Below are 20,229 nucleotides of genomic sequence, written 5' to 3'. Positions count from 1 at the left end.
ACGTCCTAGTTGAGCACTTGGCGGCAGATGGCGATGAAATCATTGGCCCAACCGGCAAACAGGGCAAACAGAACCAGCCACACCACCAGCATGAAATGCCAGTACATGGTGCACAGCTCGATGCTCAGCCGCACCTTTGGGAGCGGAGCGCCCTGCCATACCCGGGACGTGGTACGGCTGAGCACGAAGAGTCCGCCAAGAATATGCAGGCCATGCATTCCGGTAATCAGGTAGAAAAAACTGTTCGCGGGATTGTCTGCTATGACGTAGCCGGCGGTGACGAGCTCCTTCCATGCGAACAACTGTCCGATCAGAAATCCGGTGGTAGCGGCAAGAGCTGTCATGAGGGCAAGCCTCAAGGCACTGTTGTTGCTGCGTGCGGCTTCAGTCTTGGCCCGTTGCAGTGCGACGCTGCTTGTCACCAGTATGCCCGTGTTGAGCCAAAGTATCCGCGGAAGCGGAATGGCCCACCAATCCTGCAGTCCCATCCGCATGAAGTAAGCGCTGATGAACAGAGTGAACAAGGCACCGACAACAGCCAGGAATACGCCCAGACCGATTTTCTCGGTGGCGATGGCAGACCTGGTCCACGCGGGAATATCACTGGTTGCATTGACTTCAAGCCAAGGTTTGGACGTCAGGCGCTGCTGCGCCATCCACCACGTGATGATGACGGCGAGCCCGGCCAGGAAAACCAGAATGGTGCTCACGATGCGGGCTCCCTGGAAATTCGGTCGCCATTGGGCTGGTTCTGCGGAATGAAATCCTGGGCTGCGCCTGGAACGCTGTAATCATAGGCCCAGCGGTAGACCACGGGCAGTTCCTTCCCCCAATTACCATGGGCCGGCGGTGTCTGCGGCGTCTGCCATTCGAGCGTCGTTGCCCGCCAGGGATTGCCGCCAGCCTCCTTGCCCCTTCGCACGCTCCAGGCCAGATTGAACAGGAAGAGGATTTGCGCTGCCCCGACGATCAGCGCCATGATCGTGATGAATTCATTCAGGGCTTGCACGGATGGCGGAATGAATGCTGTATCGCCCAATTCGGAATAGCGGCGTGGCACGCCCAGCAGTCCGAGATAATGCATGGGAAAGAAGATGGCGTAGGCCCCAAGGAAGGTGACAAAAAAGTGCACTCTGCCCAGTGTTTCGTCGAGCATTCGCCCGGTGACTTTGGGATACCAATGATAGATCGCCCCGAAGACCACCATAATGGGAGCAACGCCCATGACCATGTGAAAATGCGCAACGACAAACAGCGTCTTGGCCAGTGGAACATCGACGACGACATTGCCGAGAAATAGTCCTGTCAGCCCGCCATTGACGAATGTGACCATGAACCCGAGAGCGAACAGCATTGGCAAGGTCAGATGGATATCACCCCGCCATAAAGTAAGCACCCAGTTATAGACCTTGATAGCTGTGGGCACGGCAATAATCAGCGTGGTCGTGGCAAAGAAGAACCCGAATTTGGGGTTCATCCCGCTGACATACATGTGGTGTGCCCAAACCACGAAGCTGAGCGCACCGATCCCCACGATCGCCCACACCATCATACGGTAGCCGAATATATTCTTGCGCGCATGGGTGCTGATGAGGTCCGACACGATGCCGAAGGCCGGCAGAGCGACGATGTAGACTTCCGGGTGACCGAAAAACCAGAACAGGTGCTGGAAGAGGATGGGGCTGCCGCCGCCATTTTTCAGATGCTCACCCATTTCGACGATGGCCGGCATGAAGAAGCTGGTTCCAAGAACCCGGTCGAACAACATCATGACCGAGGCAACAAAGAGGGCCGGAAACGCCAGCAAGGCCATCACGGTTGCGGTGAATATGCCCCAGATTGTCAGAGGCATGCGCATCAGGGTCATGCCTCTTGCGCGCCCCTGCAAGACTGTGACCACATAATTCAGCCCGCCCATCGTGAAGCCAATGATGAAGAGGATGAGCGAAGTCAGCATCAGGATGATGCCCCAGTCTTTTCCCCCGGGGGTGCCGGAAAGAATGGATTGGGGCGGATAAAGCGTCCACCCCGCGCCCGTCGGGCCGCCGGGCACAAAGAAGCCAGCTACAAGCACGAGCACAGCGAGCAGGTAAAGCCAATAGCTCAACATGTTTGCATAGGGGAACACCATATCCCGGGCACCCAGCATCAGCGGGATGAGGTAATTGCCGAAGCCGCCGAGAAACAATGCGGTCAAGAGATAGATCACCATGATCATGCCGTGCATGGTGATGAACTGGTAGTAGTGTTCCGCATCGATGAAGGAAAGTGCGCCGGGAAAGGCGAGCTGTATCCGCATGAGCCATGACAAGACCAAGGCCACGAAGCCGATCGATATGGCGGTCACGGAGTACTGGATGGCGATGACCTTGGCGTCCTGACTGAAGACATAGGTCGTCCACCAGCTCCTCGGGTGGTAAAGTTCGACATCGGCGACTTCCGCTAACGGAACCGTGTCATCGATACCAGCTGGAATATTGACCATTCCCTATACTCCCGACCTCTAATGCCCCTTCTCCCGGAGGGCGACCATTCTCATTTTGCCGTCTGCACGTCTCCTGCCGATGCCATCATCTGGGAAAAAGTCTGCTGCTGTTGCAGCCACGTCTGATAATCTGCCTCGGTGTCAACGACGACCGTCCCGCGCATCTGCGGGTGACCGACGCCGCAGAGTTCTGCGCAAAGAACCTCAAAAGTTCCCGTTCGTGTCGGGATAAACCAGTAATAGCTCACCGATCCCGGGATCATATCCATCTTGGCCCGGAACTCGGGGACGTAAAAATCGTGCACCACATCAAGGGAGCGCAGCAACATCTTGACGGGTTTGCCCACGGGCAAATGCAATTCACCGCCTTGTATGATGATGTCATCAAGGCTCGCGGGGTCCCTTTTATTGATCCCCAAAGGGTTATCCGAACTGACATCGCTGGTCTCGGAAGTTCCCAGCCGCCCATCTTTTCCTGGAAGTCGAAAGCTCCACAACCACTGCTGCCCAACCACTTCAACTTCCGTGGCATCGTTCGGGACCGTAATGAATTGGTTCCAGACAAACAGACCCGGCGCCAGCATCGCAGCGACACCAACGGCAGTCACGGTAGCCAGCCAGAACTCCAGTATCCTGTTTTCCGGCTCGTATGCGGCGCGTTTGCCGGGACTGTGCCGGAAACGGTAGACGCAAAACGCAATGAACAGAACCACGGCGACGAAAACGACCCCGGTGATCCAGAACGTTATGATAATGGTGTTGTCGATATAGTCCCAGTTCGACGCTATAGGCGTCCACCACCATGGGCTCAGCAGGTGAAACAATACCGAGCCGACGGCTATGACGATCAGAATTACCACGACTGCCATTTTCCGCCCTCCCGGCCTTTACTGGGTGTGGACATGGGTCGCATCTTGGGAAAGACAAATCTATTATCTCATGAACGGATAAGACAGGCAATCAGGCCGGAAGAAACAGATATATAAGCCATGTTTCCTCAAGTGTTCACCAGATGAACATGGTGTCATTCATACCCATTCATTCTCAAAGGAATGAAGAATTACTTGGAAAACTGTTTCAGATAGGCAATCAGATTGGTGATGTCGCCATCGTCCTTCAATCCGGGGAAGGCCATTTTCGTGCCTTTTACCTTGGCCTTGGGGTCATGCAGATAGTCTCGTAGCGAGGTCTCATTCCACACAAGACCAGCTTTGCCTGCATCCGTCATCGACGGTGAATAACCGAAGCCTGCATGTGTTCCGGCTGTTCTGCCGAACAGACCATTCAACGAAGGCCCCACTTTGTTCGTATCTGTTTCCGCCACATGGCAGATGCCGCATTTTTTGAAAACGGCTGCGCCCGCCGTGGCATCTCCCTCCTGGGAGTGCGCTCCGCCTGCGGAAAGGACAGCGACTGAAAAGCCGATAAGAAGGACACAATATTTCATGAAACCCCCTCCTGGCTGAAATTGTCATCCTGCACACGTGATAAGTCAATCAGTCCGGCAAAGAATTTCCCGTTAAAGATGTAGGCTCATGTCCCGTCAACCGGGCGCAGGTAATCACGTCGTGCTGATGGCGGCTCTCAAATATCGCTTTGCTAAAGCTTGCTGACTTGCATATGCACAACCCCGAACGGATTGAATTTGTACTCGTCTTCCTCATAGCGGGTGTCGCTAGATAGAGCGGCACGACGATCCGTTACGGCGGTTTCAACGCCGTCCCGGGTCATTTCGGCGGCGATATCGTCGATCAGAGCCGCAATCTTGAGCTGCTCGGCGTTGTTTGACGGCCGTTGATCTGACGGACGAACGGCGGTTACCAGAACATCAGGCAACCCAACCAAATGGAACCCGACGCTGGCCATGCCATCGACGTCGTCACCGATGGGCCGGCGCGCAAAGGCCAGACGGCAGGTTGTTGCGAGTGCCATGACATCACCGGAGGCCGATGCGTTGCGGGCCTGTTCAGCCAGTTCCTTCCATCGCCGCACGCCATGGGCGACCCCTGCGCTTTCACCCTTCACGGCAATGGCCCCGTGATCAAGCATGTATTGCACAAGCTGCAAGGCTTTTGCGGATGTCGTTACGGTTGTTTCCGCCGTCATCGACGGGCCGAGCACGTAGAGGACAGACCCGTGCCCGGCGACGGCTTTTTCGTCAGTGTCCTGATAGGCCTCGGGATCGACGCGATCCCAGCAGACGTTGAACGATCGCTCCATCCGGTCATCAGGTTCATTCCGGGAGCCATCTTCATCGGCGATAAAACCATCTGCCAGTTTCTCTATGGCGGCGCGGGCATTTTCGACCAGGGCTGGAAGGCCATGCTCACCGCCAAGAAAACAAAGCACATGGCGCGGCGTGTAGCTGGAACGCGATGCAGCGTATGCCGGAAGCTTGCTGGACGCCGTACTGAGAGAAGGCTTGCCCATCATGAGGCCGCCCAAAAACGCAAGCACACCGCGACGCATTGAATTCATTCCAGTGTCCCCACGGTTGTCAATCAATGAGCGTGAGCGTTTTAGCAGCGCCACGTCCGAAGCGCGAGCCATAACGCGGACGGTCCGTCCGTTTGCAACCTGATTTTTAACCCCAGTCAATGAACACGATGAGAACGACGGATATAGCGATCAAAAGACAGAAGGCAGTTGTGACAATTCGAATAAGTCCATGGTGCCGGTGAAGCGGAAGATAGGCGAGCCAGCATGCCGCAATGAGCAGCGTGCATACAAACAACATCCCGACCATAAAGCCACCAACATCAATCCTGCTCACCGCAGGGTTGGAGAGTGCTGCAAGATATACAACCGATAACCCAATGGTCATCAAGATGGCGAACATGAGGCTGGAGGCAAAATAGGCGATCCGCGACGCCAGGCTCAACGGCTTTTGTTCAATCATGGTTCCCCCGGACATCCCGCACTCATTAAACGTCATATGGGCCCGCAACGCCATTCCTGCTTGTCCAAGTTCGTCGACTTTACGAAATTTGCGCGCCGGCCATGGGATAGAGCCGATCGATGGAGGGAAGACATTGCGCGCCTTTGCGGTTGAGAAAATCCTGGAAGGCCCGCATTGCCGGCGACAATGTCCGGTCAGTCCGCATGACCGAAAACCACTGACGGCGGATGGGCATACCAGTGACATCCAGCATCACGAGCTTGCCGACTTCCAGTTCGAGCGCGATCGTGTGAGCTGAAATGAAGGCTACGCCAAGCCCCGCCATGACAGCCTGTTTGATTGTTTCGTTCGAGGACATTTCGGTGCCGAGATCATCGATACGCCCCGGCAGTTCACTCAGGAAAATCTCCAGCGAAATGCGGGTGCCGGACCCAGGCTCGCGGATCAGAAAATGCTCCTGCGCGATACGCTCTTTCGTTATGTCCCGGCATTTGGCCAGGGGGTGATCCGGTGCGGCGATCATCACCAGCGGATGATCGCCAAAAACCGCCGAACGCAGCGGGATATCCTTTGGCGGCCGGCCCATCAGAGCAAGGTCCACTGCATGGTTTTTCAAACTGTCGATGATTTCCGCGCGGTTCCCTATTGCCAGTTTGACGACGATGTCGGGATGTTCCTTTGCGAAAATCGCCATGAGTTGCGGCGCAAAGTACTTGGCTGTCGACACCACCCCCAAGGACAGGGTGCCCACCCGTAAACCTTTGATTGCATCGATTTCGTCGTGAAGAACCCGTAGCCGTTCCTCGATCATCTGCGCGGCATCGAGAAATGCAAGGCCGGCGGCGGTGGGGCGAAGTCCCTCATTGGTGCGATCGAACAGGATAATATTCGCGTCTTCCTCCACCAGCTTGAGCTGAATGGTCACGGCAGGGGGCGTCAGTCCCAACGCATTGGCAGCAGCGACGATTGTCCCATGCCGCTTGATTGCCTGTATCGCCCGTAACTGCTTGAGATTCAGATTGCGCATTGCGTGAGATTAATAAATTTTATCTAAGACGTAAATATATTAAATTTTACTTAGGTATCCATCAATGGTCCCTTAGCACCGAAGTCTGACGCGAAACGATGATCAGGCACGGGAGGACGACCATGACCACGGCGACATTAGACGCCTTTCTTGGATCCTATGCGGAACATCACGATCCCTTGCGTGCATCGGTATCCGCGCTTCTGCGCCAACTGGCTTTGACGGCGGTCAAGATTCGCAGCATCATCAATCAGGGAGCCCTTGGAAAGGCCTTTTCCGGGGGAACTGGCAACAGGAATGCCGACGGCGATCCGCAGAAGGCGCTCGACGTATTTGCTGACGACATGTTTCTCGAAGCGGCACGGCAGGCTCCTGTTGCCCTCTACGGCTCGGAGGAACTGACGCATCCGGCAGTGCTGGATCCGCGTGCGCCACTGGCACTTGCAATCGATCCGCTCGACGGCTCGTCCAATATCGACACCAATGTTTCGATCGGAACTATCTTCTCCGTCCTCCCGGTGGCCGGTGATCCGAGCAGCGAGCCTGGCGCATCGTTCTTTCAAAAGGGCGACCGCCAGCTCGCTGCCGGCTTTTTCATTTACGGCCCGCAGCTCGCTCTTGTCGTGACACTTGGCAGCGGTACACACGTTTTTGTCTTTTCAAGCCGGCTTGGAACCTTCGTGCAGGCGTATGAAAGCATCGTCATAGCAAGCCAGTCACATGAGTTTGCCATCAACACAGCCAATTATCGGCATTGGGACGAGGCAGTACAGCTCTATGTCGATGATTGCCTGAAGGGTAGCGAGGGGCCGCGCGAGCGTGATTTCAACATGCGATGGATCGCGTCGCTCGTCGCCGAGACGTACCGCATTCTTATGCGCAGTGGCGTGTTTCTCTATCCCGGTGATAAGCGCAAAGGCTACGGCGAGGGCCGGATACGGCTGATCTACGAGGCGAATCCCATTGCTTTTCTCATCGAGCAAGCGGGCGGAGGTGCAACGGATACGGCGAACCGTATCCTCGATCTGGTACCCCACACCATGCATCAACGGGTTCCGTTCGTTTTTGGTTCAGCACGGGAAGTGGCCCGGATCGGCCGCTACCATGCCGAACCCAGCAATATTGGCGAGCGTGCGCCGCTCTTCAGCAACCGTGGCCTGTTCAGGGCTTGAGGGGAGGGAGATCAATCATGTCAGCAAAGCATCCGATCATCTCCATCACCGGTTCGTCTGGTGCCGGCACCACGTCGGTCAAGCGCATCTTCGAACAGATTTTTCGCCGCGAGCACATCGAAGCCGCCTTCATCGAAGGCGATGCCTTTCACAAATATGACCGCAACACCATGAAGGTGAAGGTCGCGGAAGAAGAAAAGAAGGGTAATCCCAACTTTACGCATTTCCACGTCGATGCCAATGAACTCGCCAAGCTCGACGCGGTGTTTGAAGAATATGGTCGCAAGGGAACTGGCCAGACGCGGACCTACATCCATGATGATGCCGAAGCCGAGCAGTACAAGATGCCAGCCGGTACATTTACCGAATGGCGTGATTTTTCGCCCAGCACCCTTCTCTTCTATGAGGGACTGCACGGCTGCGCCGTCACGGAAGGCATCAATCTTGCTCGCCATGCGGATCTCAAGATCGGCGTGGTGCCCGTCATCAATCTCGAGTGGATACAGAAAATCCATCGCGACCGCTCGACCCGCGGATACTCCACCGAAGCGGTGATGGATGTCATCCTGCGCCGTATGCCGGACTATGTCCGCTATATCACGCCGCAGTTTACGCTGACGGATATCAACTTCCAGCGCGTACCCATTGTCGACACGTCCAATCCGTTCATCGCCAGGTGGATACCGACGCCCGACGAGTCAATGCTGGTGATCCGGTTTGCCCGGCCGCGCGGGATTGATTTTCCGTACCTGCTTTCGATGATTCACGACTCGTTCATGTCGCGCGCCAATTCGATCGTCGTGCCTGGCAACAAACTCGACCTGGCCATGCAACTCATCCTGACGCCGCTGATCATGCAGTTGATCGAGCGCAAAAACCGAGCCTCGTGAGGAGAAGATGATGAACACGCAAGCTCTGCTTCAAGACAAGCCGGATACCGAAATCCTTCCGGAACGGGACATGGCGAATGCGATCCGCGCTCTGGTCATGGATAGCGTCCAGAAGGCGAATTCCGGGCATCCCGGCATGCCGATGGGGATGGCGGATGTCGCGACCGTGCTGTTCAGGCGTTTCATCAAACTTGATCCGCTGCACCCGCAATGGCCCGACCGTGACCGGTTTGTTCTGTCAGCGGGACATGGTTCCATGCTGCAATATGCCCTGCATTATCTCGTCGGCTACCCCGACATGCCCATCGAGGAACTGCAGCGCTTTCGCCAGATCGGTGCAAAAACCGCAGGTCATCCGGAATACGGTCATGCACAGGGCATCGAGATGACCGCCGGGCCGCTTGGGCAGGGTATCGCGACCGCGGTCGGCATGGCGCTGGCCGAGCGCATGCAGGCCACGCGATTTGGGGCGGATATCGTTGATCATTATACCTATGTCATGGCCGGAGATGGTTGCCTGCAGGAAGGTATCAGCCAGGAGGCGATCGACCTTGCGGGTCATTTGAACCTGTCGAAGCTTATCGTGTTCTGGGACAACAATGCCATCTCCATCGACGGGCCGACATCGCTCTCGACGTCGACGGATCAGCTGGCGCGTTTCAAGGCCGCTGGCTTCGACGTTCAGGACATCGACGGGCATGACTTCGATGAAATTGCCGGGGCGATTTCCCATGCCAAGGCCTCCGGACAGCCTTCGCTGATCTCGTGCCGCACCATCATCGGAAAAGGGGCGCCTAACCTGCAAGGCACCGAAAAGACCCATGGCGCTCCACTGGGCGCTGCGGAAATTGCCGCAGCGCGTCTGGCATTGGACTGGCCATATGAGCCATTCACCGTTCCGGAGGATATCCTTGAAATATGGCGCGATGTTGCACGTCGGGGTGCCGATGAACGGCGCGACTGGTCGGTAAGGCTATCAAAATCGCCGCTTGGGGAGGATTTCAAGCTGGCGGCGCAGAAGCAGGTGCCGGCAAGGGTGTTTGAAGAACTTGCCGCGTTTCGCCGCGACCATATCGAGAAGGCCACCAAGGTTGCGACGCGCAAGGCTTCGGAAATGGTGCTTGGGATCGTCAACGCCGCTACCGATCTCACGATCGGCGGATCGGCCGATCTTACGCACTCGAACCTCACCGTAACGCCCGGCATGCGCAGTGTTGCATCCGGTGATTTTTCCGGCCGGTACATTCACTATGGGATCCGTGAGCACGGCATGGCCGCCGCGATGAACGGTCTCGCGCTGCATGGTGGTTTCATCCCGTATGGCGGTACGTTCCTGGCTTTCGCCGATTATGCGCGGGGAGCGATACGCCTTTCCGCCTTGATGGGCCAGCAGGTCGTCTATGTCATGACCCATGACTCGATTGGCCTTGGTGAGGATGGCCCGACGCATCAGCCGGTTGAACACCTCGCCATGCTGCGCGCCACACCGGGCATCAATGTATTCCGGCCGGCGGATATTATCGAGACGGCGGAATGCTGGGAACTGGCGTTGAAATACAGTGACCGTCCGAGCGTCATCGTATTGTCCCGCCAGAACCTCGCGATGCTGCGTCCCGGTTATATCGAGGAAAATCGGTCCGCTCGTGGCGCTTACGTGCTGCGTGAAACAGCCGAGCCGCGCGCGGTCACTCTGCTGGCCACGGGCTCGGAGGTCGAGATTGCATGTACCGCTGCCGATATGCTGCGGGCGCAACACAAGATCGCGGCGGCTGTTGTTTCCATGCCCTCCTGGGAACTGTTTGAGGCGCAGACCCCGGCCTATCGCCGGTCGGTTCTTGCTGCGGCACCGCGCATCGGTATCGAGGCGGCGGCACGCCTCGGCTGGGACCGCTGGATCGGTGACAAGGGTGCATTCATCGGCATGCACGGTTTTGGCGCCAGCGCGCCGGCACCGGACCTCTATCGTCATTTCGGGATTACGCCCGAAAAGATTGTTGCCACTGCACGCAAGCTCATCAGCGAGAAGGAGTATTGATGATGGCCCGTATTACACTGCGACAACTGCTCGATCATGCGGCTGAGCATGGCTACGGCGTTCCTGCCTTCAACATCAACAATATGGAGCAGGGGCTTGCCGTGATGGAAGCCGCGGCAGCCTGCGAGGCGCCGGTTATTCTGCAAGCATCCCGTGGCGCGCGCTCTTACGCCAAGGACATCATGCTGGCGCGGATGATCGACGCGCTGGTGGAATTGTACCCAGCCATTCCTGTCTGCCTGCATCAGGATCACGGCAATGACGAAGCCACCTGCATGACGGCGATCCGGCATGGATTCACGTCCGTGATGATGGACGGTTCGCTCGAAGCGGATGCAGCGACACCCGCATCCTACGAATACAATGTCGGGATCACCAAGCGGGTCGCATCCATTGCCCATTGGCTTGGCGTCTCGGTGGAAGGTGAACTCGGCGTGTTGGGATCGCTTGAGAGCGGCGAGGCTGAGGCCGAGGACGGGCACGGCGCGAGCGGCGTGCTGAGCCATGATCAACTGCTGACTGATCCGGACCAGGCAGTCGATTTTGTGCTTCGTACGAAAGTAGACGCGCTCGCAATAGCCTGTGGCACATCGCATGGCGCCTACAAATTCACCCGTGCGCCCGATGGTGACATTCTGGCGATGGGCGTGATCGAGGAGATCCACCGCAAACTGCCGAACACGCATCTGGTCATGCATGGGTCTTCATCCGTCCCGCAACCCTTGCAGGACATCATCAACCGGTTTGGCGGCGAGATGCCGCAAACCTATGGCGTGCCAGTGGAGGAAATCGAGCGGGGCATTCGCCACGGCGTGCGCAAGGTGAACATCGATACGGATTGCCGGATGGCGATGAGCGGACAGTTCCGCAAGATAGCCGCCGAAAATCCGGCTGAGTTTGACCCGCGCAAGTTCCTGAAACCCGCCATGGATGCGATGCGCGATCTCTGCCGGGACCGCTTCGAGCGGTTCGGCACGGCAGGCCATGCTCTGAAAATCAAGGTCATCGGTCTCGATGACATGGCCAAACGCTATGCGGCTGGCAAGCTCGATCCACAAATCGCCGCAGCGCAGGCTGCTTGAGTCCCGAATGAAACGGAAAGGACCTTATCATGTCAAACAAGTCGGAAACGGTCACAGGGAAGGACCGCTACAGGTCCGGTGTCATGGAATACAAGAAGATGGGCTATTGGGAGCCCGATTATGAACCGAAAGACACCGATATCATCGCGCTCTTCCGCATTACACCGCAGGATGGCGTTGACCCGATCGAGGCGGCTGCCGCCGTTGCCGGTGAATCGTCAACCGCAACCTGGACGGTGGTGTGGACAGATCGGCTGACAGCAACCGAAAAATATCGGGCCAAGGCCTATCGCGTTGATCCCGTTCCCAATGGCGAAGGTCAATATTTCGCTTACATCGCCTATGATCTGGATCTGTTCGAACCGGGCTCCATCTCCAATCTGACGGCGTCGATCATCGGCAATGTCTTCGGATTCAAGCCGCTCAAGGCTTTGCGGCTGGAGGACATGCGCCTGCCGGTCGCCTATGTCAAAACCTTCCAGGGGCCGCCGACAGGCATTGTCGTTGAACGCGAACGCCTCGACAAATTCGGCCGGCCGCTGCTTGGCGCGACCGTGAAGCCGAAGCTTGGACTGTCCGGGCGCAATTACGGGCGTGTTGTGTATGAAGCGCTGAAAGGCGGTCTGGATTTCACCAAGGATGACGAGAACATCAACTCGCAACCCTTCATGCATTGGCGCGAACGGTTCCTTTACTGCATGGAGGCCGTCAACAAGGCCCAGGCTGCCACCGGCGAAATCAAGGGCAGTTACCTCAACGTCACGGCGGCGACGATGGAGGACATGTACGAACGTGCTGATTTTGCCAAAGAACTGGGCTCCAACATCGTCATGATCGATCTGGTGATCGGCTATACGGCAATCCAATCAATGGCCAAATGGGCGCGTCGCAATGACATGATCCTGCATCTGCATCGCGCCGGCCATTCCACCTATACACGGCAGAAGTCACACGGTGTCTCGTTCCGGGTGATCGCCAAGTGGATGCGTCTCGCCGGTGTGGATCATATTCATGCCGGAACGGTGGTCGGTAAACTTGAAGGTGATCCGGCAACCACGCGTGGCTACTACGATATTTGCCGCGAGGATTTCAACCCGATGCGGCTCGAAAACGGTGTGTTCTTCGATCAGCACTGGGCTTCTCTCAACAAGATGATGCCGGTTGCGTCTGGCGGTATCCATGCCGGTCAAATGCATCAGCTGCTGGATCTTCTCGGCGAGGATGTCGTTCTGCAATTCGGCGGCGGTACTATCGGTCACCCCCTTGGCATTGCGGCCGGAGCCACTGCCAACCGTGTCGCACTCGAATGCATGGTGCTCGCACGTAATGAAGGCCGGGATATCCTGCGCGAGGGACCGGACATCCTGCGGATGGCGGCCCGCAACTGTCAGCCTCTGCAGCAGGCGCTCGAAGTCTGGAAGGATGTTTCCTTCAACTACACCTCAACCGACTCGCCGGACTTCGTTCCGACGGCAACAGCAGCCGAATAGGAGAAACGACATGCGTATTACCCAAGGAGCATTCTCGTTCCTGCCCGACCTGACGGACGAGCAGATTGCCAGGCAAGCACAGTATTGCATCGACAAAGGCTGGGCTGTCAGTCTCGAATTCACCGACGATCCGCACCCGCGCAATACCTATTGGGAGATGTGGGGGCATCCGATGTTCGACAATCCGGATGCCGCCGCATTGATCATGGAACTGAAGGAATGCCGCAAGGTCTATGGCGATGGCTATATTCGCTTCGTTGCGTTCGATAATTCGCATGGCTGGGAGTCGGTGAAGTTGTCCTTCCTCGTCAATCGTCCGCAGGAAGAGCCCGGCTTCCATCTCGCACGTCAGGAAGGCGAAGGCCGTGTCGTCCGTTATACGACGAGATCCTACGCAACGGACAAGCCGGCAGGGCAACGTTATGGCTGACATCGGGATCGAGGAGCTCGCGCGTGCCAGCGAGGACATTCCAGCCGCGATTGATCTGCGCGCCGAATATGTTGAATCCGGCGTGAAAGACGTGCTCGACGAACTCGACCGCGATTTGATCGGCCTGAAGCCGGTAAAACTGCGGATCAAGGAGACTGCTGCCCTGCTGCTGGTGGAACGGGCGCGTCGGCGGATGGGTCTTGCCCACGAGACGCCGACGCTGCACATGAGTTTCAGTGGTAATCCGGGCACCGGCAAGACCACGGTGGCGCTCCGTATGGCCGATCTCCTGCACCGGCTTGGCTATATCCGCAAAGGTCATCTCGTTTCGGTGACGCGCGATGATCTGGTGGGGCAGTATATCGGCCATACCGCGCCGAAGACCAAGGAGATATTGAAGAAGGCGTTGGGCGGCGTGCTGTTCATCGACGAAGCCTATTATCTGCACCGGCAGGAGAACGAGCGCGATTATGGTCAGGAAGCCATCGAGATTCTGCTTCAGGTGATGGAAAATCAGCGCGAAGATCTTGTGGTTATACTGGCCGGCTATACGGATCGCATGGACACGTTCTTCGAGAGCAATCCAGGTTTTCGCTCGCGTATCGCTCATCATATCGATTTTCCGGATTACAGCTCCGACGAATTGCTTCGCATTGCGGAAACGATGTTGTCGAAGCAGAATTATGGCTTCGACGCGGAAGGCCGTGCGATCATGGCTGACTATATTGAGCGCCGCCGGCAACAGCCGCATTTTGCCAATGCCCGTTCCATCCGCAACGCACTCGATCGGGCCCGTCTGCGGCAGGCCAACCGCCTGTTCGAGACATCCAAGGGGCCGCTGGATGCTGACGTCTTGTCGACAATCACTGCAGCCGATATCGGCAATAGCCGTGTCTTTTCAATGCCGCCTGTGGAGGGGCAAACGCCATGAACCGCAAGACGCTCATCGCGCCGTCCGTTCTGTCCGCGGATTTTTCCAGGCTGGGTGAAGAGGTGGAGGATATCATCGAGGCCGGAGCGGACTGGGTGCACCTTGATGTGATGGATGGGCATTTCGTTCCCAACATCACCTTCGGTCCTCAAGTCATAAAATCGATCCGCGGCCGGACCGCAGCGGTGTTCGATTGCCATCTCATGATCGCACCGGCAGACGCCTATCTCGCGGCCTTTGCCGATGCCGGGTGCGACTTCATCACCGTTCATGCGGAAGCGGGACCGCATCTGGACCGCTCGCTGCAGACCATTCGCAATCTCGGCAGGAAAGCAGGCGTGTCCCTCAATCCGTCTACGCCGGAAACGGCAATAGAATATGTGCTTGACCGCCTCGACCTTGTATTGTTGATGACGGTCAATCCAGGGTTCGGTGGACAGGCATTCATCCCTTCGGTTGTTGAAAAGACACGGCGTTTGAAAGCACTGATCGGCGATCGTCCGATTCATATAGAAATCGATGGCGGTGTCACGCCGGAGACGGCGCCTCTGGTGGCCGCTGCTGGCGCTGATGTTCTTGTTGCCGGATCGGCGATTTTCAAGGGAGGCAGCAAGGCTGCTTACGCCGCCAATATTGCTGCCATCCGCCGTGCTGCCGATGGCGCCAGGCGCCAGAAGGCTGCCTGAGAGAAGGGAACCACGATGGCGGCAGTCCCACCCCTTTGTGATTTCGGCTGGCAAGCTGTCGATGCAAGCTTGATCGGGACCGACGGAGAACGGTACTCCCTCCTGGCTCAGGCCGGACGGCAAGGACTTGTCATCGCGTTCATTTGCAACCACTGTCCCTATGTGAAGGCCGTCATCGGGCGCATCGTGCGTGACGCGCATGATCTCGCAGCGCTCGATATTGGCTTCGTTGCCATCAATGCCAATGATGCAGCAGCTTACCCCGCCGATTCCTATGAAAACATGCAGCGGTTCTCCCGAGAGAATGCGTTTCCCTTTCCCTATTTGCACGATGCAGACCAAGCGGTTGCACATGCCTATGGTGCCGTCTGCACGCCGGATTTCTTCGGGTTCAATGCAAGGGGTGAATTGCAATACCGCGGGCGGCTGGACGGCTCGCGCAAACGGGAAGCTATCGCGGACCTGCGCCGGGATTTGTTCGAGGCAATGCGCCAGATTGCGCGATCGGGCGCTGGACCACGCGAACAGATTGCCTCGGTGGGCTGCTCCATCAAATGGCGCGATTCGCCCTGACAGAGTGATGCCGCCGGCGATCCGACCGGCGGCAATCTGTTACTTCGAGTATTGTTTGAGATAGGCCTCGAGGTTGGTAATTTCCGTCTCATCCTTCAGGCCGGGAAAGGCCATCTTGGTGCCTGGAACCTTGGCCTTTGGATCATGCAAATAGTCGCGCAAGCTGGCAATGTCCCACACAAGACCGCCCGCACCGGCTGCCTTCATCGCAGGAGAATAGCCGAATCCCGGATGTGTACCGGCTGTTCTCCCAAACAGTCCGAACAGAGACGGCCCGACCTTGTTCTTGTCGGTGTCTGCCACGTGGCAGGCCATACATTTCTTGAAAACCGTTGCGCCTGCTGTTGCATCACCCGCATCTTGAGCGCGGGCACCGGCAACTGACAGAACGACAACTGACATACCAATCAGTAGTACAGGGTATCGCATGGCATTTCCTCATTTTCGCCAAGGGTGCCCTAGACGAAGACTGGCACCAATTTCCATGCATTGGCACCACCATTTTAGCTTGATCTTTTTGTTGAAGAACGACTGATCATAGCGTTCCAAAACGTTACCCGCGACATTGCATAAGTCAATCGCCGGGCTGCGGAAATAACGCCGCAGCATCACGATTGCGTTTTCCGCTGAACGCATGATTGACGGCAGCGGGCGGGAACCGTAATTTGGATGCAACGATATTTCTCATCGGGCACCTTGAGAAATCCGTCGAATGGCTTCTGATCCAGTCAATCCACCTTGTGTATTCGAGGTATTGGGGGGAAGGGGTAGCGGATTGAAGGTGCTGAATGGACGTTATCGATCTTATCCTGACAGTCTGTCTCATATCCAACCCGTCAAGTTGCCGGGAGGAACGTCTGCATTTTGAGAACAAGGGTAACCTCCTCAATTGCATGTTCCTTGCTCCGGCCGAAATTGCAAAGTGGGCTGGAGAACATCCGAAACTGCGTGTTGCGCGCTGGAAGTGCGCCTATCCAACCAACGAGTTGACTTTATGACCGGATAATCCGGCAGCGATCTGTCTGGGAGGTGTTGTGACTGGCAAATATCAATATCGATTTTTCATGGCGTTGCTTTTCACATTGTCGATTGTGTGCAGCGGCACGGCGAGTGGTCTGGCATCGGAAACGGTTCGCGTCGGTGTTCTCAAATTCGGCACGGTGAATTGGGAACTCGACACGATCAAGCACAACAAGCTTGATGAGAAATATGGCGTGCATGTCGATGTCCGGTTCTTCGCCGGTGAGGAGGCGACCAATGTCGCGATGTTGGCCGGGGATGTTGATATAATCGTCAGCGATTGGCTTTGGGTATCGCGTCAACGCGCCTCGGGCGAAGACCTGGCTTTTGTGCCCTATTCCAGTTCTGTCGGCGCACTCATGGTGCGCGATGGCTCGCCGATCAAAAGTCTCACGGATCTCAAAGGCAAGAAAATCGGCATTGCAGGCGGGCCTCTCGACAAGAGCTGGCTGCTCATTCAGGGGCTTGCCAAACGCCAGTCGCTCGATCTGGCGGCGCAAAACGACATTGTCTTTGGCGCACCGCCGTTGCTCGCTGAGAAAGCGCAACAGAATGAGCTCGATGCCGTTCTGAACTTCTGGAATTTATGTGCGCGGCTGGAGGCGAACGGCTTTCGCAGGGTGATCAGTACGAGCGAAGCCGCCAAGGCGCTCGGCGCCACCGGCACCGCATCGGCTCTTGGCTATATATTCCACGACAAATGGGCAAACGCCCATCCCGCGGCCATTGCGGGATTCATCAAGGCCAGCCGAGACGCCAAGGCGCTTCTTGGCAGCTCCGATGCGGAGTGGCAGCGACTCGCGCCGGTGGTGAAGGCAGAAGGGCGCGAACTCGATGTCTTGCGGGATCGTTATCGCGAAGGCATTCCTTCCCGATCCGTCGACGCCGAACAGGCCGACGCAGAAAAGCTCTATGCGCTTCTCGCGGAACTCGGTGGCTCGCGGCTGGTCGGTCCGGCGGTCACGCTGGCTCCCGGCACGTTCTGGAGGGCCCAATAGATGCCTGTGGTCTCCACCGAACGGCGAGGAGCACGTGAGGTAGCGCCGTTGCCGCGGTCACGGCGCTGGACCTCATCCGTCATGGTTTTGCTGTCCTTTGCGGCACTCTTGATCCTCTGGCATATCGGGGCCACATTTTGGCCAAGCCGATCGTTTCCGGCACCGCTGCTCGTCCTGCAAAAGTTCACAAGCGAGACCGCGAGCGGCGATTTACCCTATCATTTGGCAATCACGCTATGGCGCGTGGCGGCCTCGTTCCTCCTTGCCATGATCATCGGATCCGTGATCGGCGTTTTCTTGGGCACCCATCGGCGAGCCGACCAGTTCTTCAATCCCTGGCTCATTCTCTTCCTGAACATCCCGGCGCTCGTCATCATCGTCCTGGCTTATATCTGGTTTGGCCTGAACGAGGCCGCAGCGATTGGTGCGGTTGCCCTGAACAAAATCCCCAATGTGGTCGTGACAATGCGCGAAGGGACCCGGGCGCTCGATGGGCGTTATGCGGAGATGGCGCGGGTGTACCAGTTCGGCGCACTCGACCGTTTGCGACATATCCTGTTACCGCAGCTGCAACCCTACATCGCTGCAACGTCGCGTTCCGGCGTTTCGCTGATCTGGAAGATTGTGCTTGTTGTCGAACTCATGGGCCGGTCGAACGGTATCGGCTTCCAGATCAACCTGTTTTTTCAACTCTTCGATGTTGCTGCAATTCTCGCCTACACTCTGGCGTTCGTTGCCGTGATGCTTTTCATCGAACTTGTATTGGTACAGCCCCTTGAACACACATCAACGCGTTGGCGTCGCCGCCCGGCTTAAGGTCGATATCCAGGAAAAATCGTTTCGTTCATCCAATGGCGAAGTGATCGATGTCCTGCGCGATCTGCACTTCGAAGTCGAGCAGAACGAATTTGCCTGCATCCTTGGTCCTTCCGGATGCGGCAAGACGACAACACTGCGCATATTGCTCGGGCTCGAAGGGAGCTATGGCGGCTCCGTTCAGTTGCCGGGGCTGGCCGAACCACGCGTCGGGGCAGTGTTTCAAGAACCGATATTGTTGCCGTGGTGTTCAGTGGAGCAAAACGTGCGCCTTGCATTGCCGAAACGGGCAAGGGGCGCGAATCTCGATGCGCTGTTCCGTATCTTGGGTCTGGCCGCAATGCGGACGTTCTATCCCGGTGAGTTGTCTCTCGGCCTTGCGCGGCGCGTGGCAATCGCGCGGGCATTGGCAATCGAACCAGACATTCTGCTGCTGGATGAACCCTTTGTTTCACTGGATGAAGCAACGGCAGATCAGCTGCGTCACCTGCTTCTGTCGGTCTGGTCCGAACGTCCGACGACGGCGCTCATGGTGACCCACAATGTGCAGGAGGCAATCATGCTATCGGACCGGATCATCGTTTTCTCGGATCGTCCTGCCCATGTCGTCGGAACCTTCGACATCAGGGTGCCGCGACATAGCCGCAATGCACAGGTCAGGGCGGATCTCTTGCGTTCGTTCCACGCAAAATTCTCGGATAGAGGTGTCGGTCCATGAGCGGCACGACCCGGCGCGGTGTCCTCAAAACGGGCCTGGTCCTTGCCTGTTGCGGCATGTCGCATGTGCGTCTGGCGCTGGCTCAATCACGGCCAGGTGATCCATTGCCGGTGAAACAGATTGCCGACGGGGTGTTTGCCTTTGCCGGCATCCCTGCAATGATGAACAATCAGAATGATGGCGAGATCTGCAATGTCGGTTTCATCATCGGTGACGAGGCGGTCGCTGTTATCGACAGTGGCGGCAGCGTAGTTGAAGGCAAGGCTTTGATCGGGGCGATTCGCGCCAGAACCGACAGGCCGATCCGCTATCTGATCAACACCCATATGCATCCGGATCACCTCTTCGGCAACGCAGCGTTCGAGTCTACCAGCGCAATCATCGTCGGTCACCGCAATTTGCCGCGCGCTTTGGAAAGCCGCGGGGCTTATTATCTACAGAGTTACAGGGATGCGATGGGCGATGATCTGATGGCGGACATCAGGATCGTTCCACCAACCAAGCTCATAACCGATGAGGACGAGCTCGATCTTGGCAATCGCAAACTCACCTTGAAGGCATGGAAACCAGCGCATACGGACAATGATCTTTCCGTTTTTGACCACAAAACCGATACTTTTTTTACCGGCGATCTCTGCTTTATCGGCCATCTGCCAACGATGGATGGATCGCTGCTTGGATGGATCGCGCAACTGGACATCCTGAACGGGATCAAGGCGAAATCTGCAGTCCCCGGGCATGGACCCATACCATCACCATGGCCGCAGGCACTGGATGCGGAGCGCCGTTACTTCGATGTGCTTGCGAGCGATATGCGCAAAGCCATTGCCGATGGTGTGCCGATGTCGGATGCCGTCAAGTCAGCGGCGCAACGCGAACGTGCAAACTGGAAGCTCTTTGACGAATACAATCAGCGCAATGCCACCGCGGCTTTCGCTGAACTCGAGTGGGAATGATTGGGCGGTGTTGGCATTTGC

General features: G+C 57.0%; 21 protein-coding genes. 13 read left to right on the top strand and 8 right to left on the bottom strand.

Annotation, left to right across the window (positions count from 1 at the left end):
• Positions 1 to 5 precede the first annotated feature (5 nt).
• The 7 genes from J1W56_RS16620 to J1W56_RS16590 form a co-directional block, all read right to left on the bottom strand.
• Complete coding sequence (locus J1W56_RS16620; RefSeq protein ID WP_223614388.1) at positions 6 to 710, bottom strand: cytochrome c oxidase subunit 3; 705 nt, start codon at positions 708 to 710, stop codon at positions 6 to 8.
• Positions 707 to 2,485: a cytochrome c oxidase subunit I gene (gene ctaD / locus J1W56_RS16615; protein ID WP_223614387.1), complete on the bottom strand. Its 1,779-nt coding sequence runs from the start codon at positions 2,483 to 2,485 to the stop codon at positions 707 to 709. The genes J1W56_RS16620 and ctaD overlap by 4 nt, the downstream gene beginning before the upstream one ends.
• A gap of 50 nt (positions 2,486 to 2,535) precedes the next feature.
• A complete protein-coding gene (locus tag J1W56_RS16610; protein WP_223614386.1) occupies positions 2,536 to 3,354 on the bottom strand; it encodes a cytochrome c oxidase subunit II in 819 nt (272 codons plus the stop codon).
• Between the two features lie 191 nt (positions 3,355 to 3,545).
• Positions 3,546 to 3,932 (bottom strand): c-type cytochrome, encoded by a 387-nt coding sequence (locus J1W56_RS16605; protein WP_223614385.1) that lies wholly within the window; start codon positions 3,930 to 3,932, stop codon positions 3,546 to 3,548.
• Positions 3,933 to 4,084: 152 nt separating this feature from the next.
• A complete protein-coding gene (locus J1W56_RS16600; RefSeq protein WP_223614384.1) occupies positions 4,085 to 4,963 on the bottom strand; it encodes a hypothetical protein in 879 nt (292 codons plus the stop codon).
• A 106-nt stretch (positions 4,964 to 5,069) separates the two neighbouring features.
• Complete coding sequence (locus J1W56_RS16595; protein ID WP_223614383.1) at positions 5,070 to 5,438, bottom strand: hypothetical protein; 369 nt, start codon at positions 5,436 to 5,438, stop codon at positions 5,070 to 5,072.
• A 25-nt stretch (positions 5,439 to 5,463) separates the two neighbouring features.
• Positions 5,464 to 6,411 carry a LysR family transcriptional regulator gene (locus J1W56_RS16590; protein ID WP_223614382.1) on the bottom strand — a complete coding sequence of 316 codons (948 nt, stop codon included), beginning with the start codon at positions 6,409 to 6,411 and terminating at the stop codon, positions 5,464 to 5,466.
• A gap of 122 nt (positions 6,412 to 6,533) precedes the next feature.
• On the opposite strand from J1W56_RS16590, the gene J1W56_RS16585 reads away from it, so the two are divergent.
• The 9 genes from J1W56_RS16585 to J1W56_RS16545 are packed head-to-tail and all read left to right on the top strand — an operon-like array spanning position 6,534 to position 15,700.
• Positions 6,534 to 7,583 carry a class 1 fructose-bisphosphatase gene (locus tag J1W56_RS16585; RefSeq protein ID WP_223614381.1) on the top strand — a complete coding sequence of 350 codons (1,050 nt, stop codon included), beginning with the start codon at positions 6,534 to 6,536 and terminating at the stop codon, positions 7,581 to 7,583.
• 17 nt (positions 7,584 to 7,600) lie between these two features.
• Positions 7,601 to 8,473: a phosphoribulokinase gene (locus tag J1W56_RS16580; RefSeq protein ID WP_223614380.1), complete on the top strand. Its 873-nt coding sequence runs from the start codon at positions 7,601 to 7,603 to the stop codon at positions 8,471 to 8,473.
• A gap of 10 nt (positions 8,474 to 8,483) precedes the next feature.
• Positions 8,484 to 10,508 (top strand): transketolase, encoded by a 2,025-nt coding sequence (gene tkt, locus J1W56_RS16575; protein WP_223614379.1) that lies wholly within the window; start codon positions 8,484 to 8,486, stop codon positions 10,506 to 10,508.
• 2 nt (positions 10,509 to 10,510) lie between these two features.
• Positions 10,511 to 11,590 carry a class II fructose-bisphosphate aldolase gene (gene fba / locus J1W56_RS16570; RefSeq protein WP_223614377.1) on the top strand — a complete coding sequence of 360 codons (1,080 nt, stop codon included), beginning with the start codon at positions 10,511 to 10,513 and terminating at the stop codon, positions 11,588 to 11,590.
• A gap of 29 nt (positions 11,591 to 11,619) precedes the next feature.
• Positions 11,620 to 13,080, top strand: coding sequence for a form I ribulose bisphosphate carboxylase large subunit (locus J1W56_RS16565; protein ID WP_223614375.1), 1,461 nt, complete (start codon positions 11,620 to 11,622; stop codon positions 13,078 to 13,080).
• A gap of 10 nt (positions 13,081 to 13,090) precedes the next feature.
• Entirely contained in the window at positions 13,091 to 13,510 is a 420-nt protein-coding gene (locus J1W56_RS16560) for a ribulose bisphosphate carboxylase small subunit (RefSeq protein WP_223614374.1), read from the top strand.
• Positions 13,503 to 14,441 carry a CbbX protein gene (gene cbbX / locus J1W56_RS16555; protein ID WP_223614373.1) on the top strand — a complete coding sequence of 313 codons (939 nt, stop codon included), beginning with the start codon at positions 13,503 to 13,505 and terminating at the stop codon, positions 14,439 to 14,441. Before J1W56_RS16560 ends, cbbX begins: the two co-directional genes overlap by 8 nt.
• A complete protein-coding gene (rpe, locus tag J1W56_RS16550) occupies positions 14,438 to 15,127 on the top strand; it encodes a ribulose-phosphate 3-epimerase (protein ID WP_223614372.1) in 690 nt (229 codons plus the stop codon). The genes cbbX and rpe overlap by 4 nt, the downstream gene beginning before the upstream one ends.
• Positions 15,128 to 15,142: 15 nt before the next feature.
• Entirely contained in the window at positions 15,143 to 15,700 is a 558-nt protein-coding gene (locus J1W56_RS16545) for a thioredoxin family protein (protein ID WP_223614371.1), read from the top strand.
• A gap of 39 nt (positions 15,701 to 15,739) precedes the next feature.
• Here the strand turns inward: J1W56_RS16545 and J1W56_RS16540 are convergent, their stop codons facing one another.
• Positions 15,740 to 16,129 carry a c-type cytochrome gene (locus J1W56_RS16540; protein ID WP_105734829.1) on the bottom strand — a complete coding sequence of 130 codons (390 nt, stop codon included), beginning with the start codon at positions 16,127 to 16,129 and terminating at the stop codon, positions 15,740 to 15,742.
• Between the two features lie 635 nt (positions 16,130 to 16,764).
• Between J1W56_RS16540 and J1W56_RS16535 the strand changes: the two genes are divergently transcribed.
• The 4 genes from J1W56_RS16535 (at position 16,765) to J1W56_RS16520 (ending at position 20,208) form a co-directional block, all read left to right on the top strand.
• Positions 16,765 to 17,718, top strand: coding sequence for an ABC transporter substrate-binding protein (locus tag J1W56_RS16535; protein WP_223614370.1), 954 nt, complete (start codon positions 16,765 to 16,767; stop codon positions 17,716 to 17,718).
• 81 nt (positions 17,719 to 17,799) lie between these two features.
• Positions 17,800 to 18,534, top strand: coding sequence for an ABC transporter permease (locus J1W56_RS16530; RefSeq protein WP_223614369.1), 735 nt, complete (start codon positions 17,800 to 17,802; stop codon positions 18,532 to 18,534).
• Positions 18,494 to 19,252 (top strand): ABC transporter ATP-binding protein, encoded by a 759-nt coding sequence (locus J1W56_RS16525; RefSeq protein WP_223614368.1) that lies wholly within the window; start codon positions 18,494 to 18,496, stop codon positions 19,250 to 19,252. Before J1W56_RS16530 ends, J1W56_RS16525 begins: the two co-directional genes overlap by 41 nt.
• Positions 19,249 to 20,208 carry a quinoprotein relay system zinc metallohydrolase 2 gene (locus J1W56_RS16520; protein WP_223614367.1) on the top strand — a complete coding sequence of 320 codons (960 nt, stop codon included), beginning with the start codon at positions 19,249 to 19,251 and terminating at the stop codon, positions 20,206 to 20,208. The genes J1W56_RS16525 and J1W56_RS16520 overlap by 4 nt, the downstream gene beginning before the upstream one ends.
• Positions 20,209 to 20,229 lie beyond the last annotated feature (21 nt).

This window comes from Phyllobacterium calauticae (assembly GCF_019991125.1).
GTDB classification, from domain to species: domain Bacteria; phylum Pseudomonadota; class Alphaproteobacteria; order Rhizobiales; family Rhizobiaceae; genus Phyllobacterium; species Phyllobacterium calauticae.
This window is presented reverse-complemented; position numbering and strand designations above follow the sequence as displayed.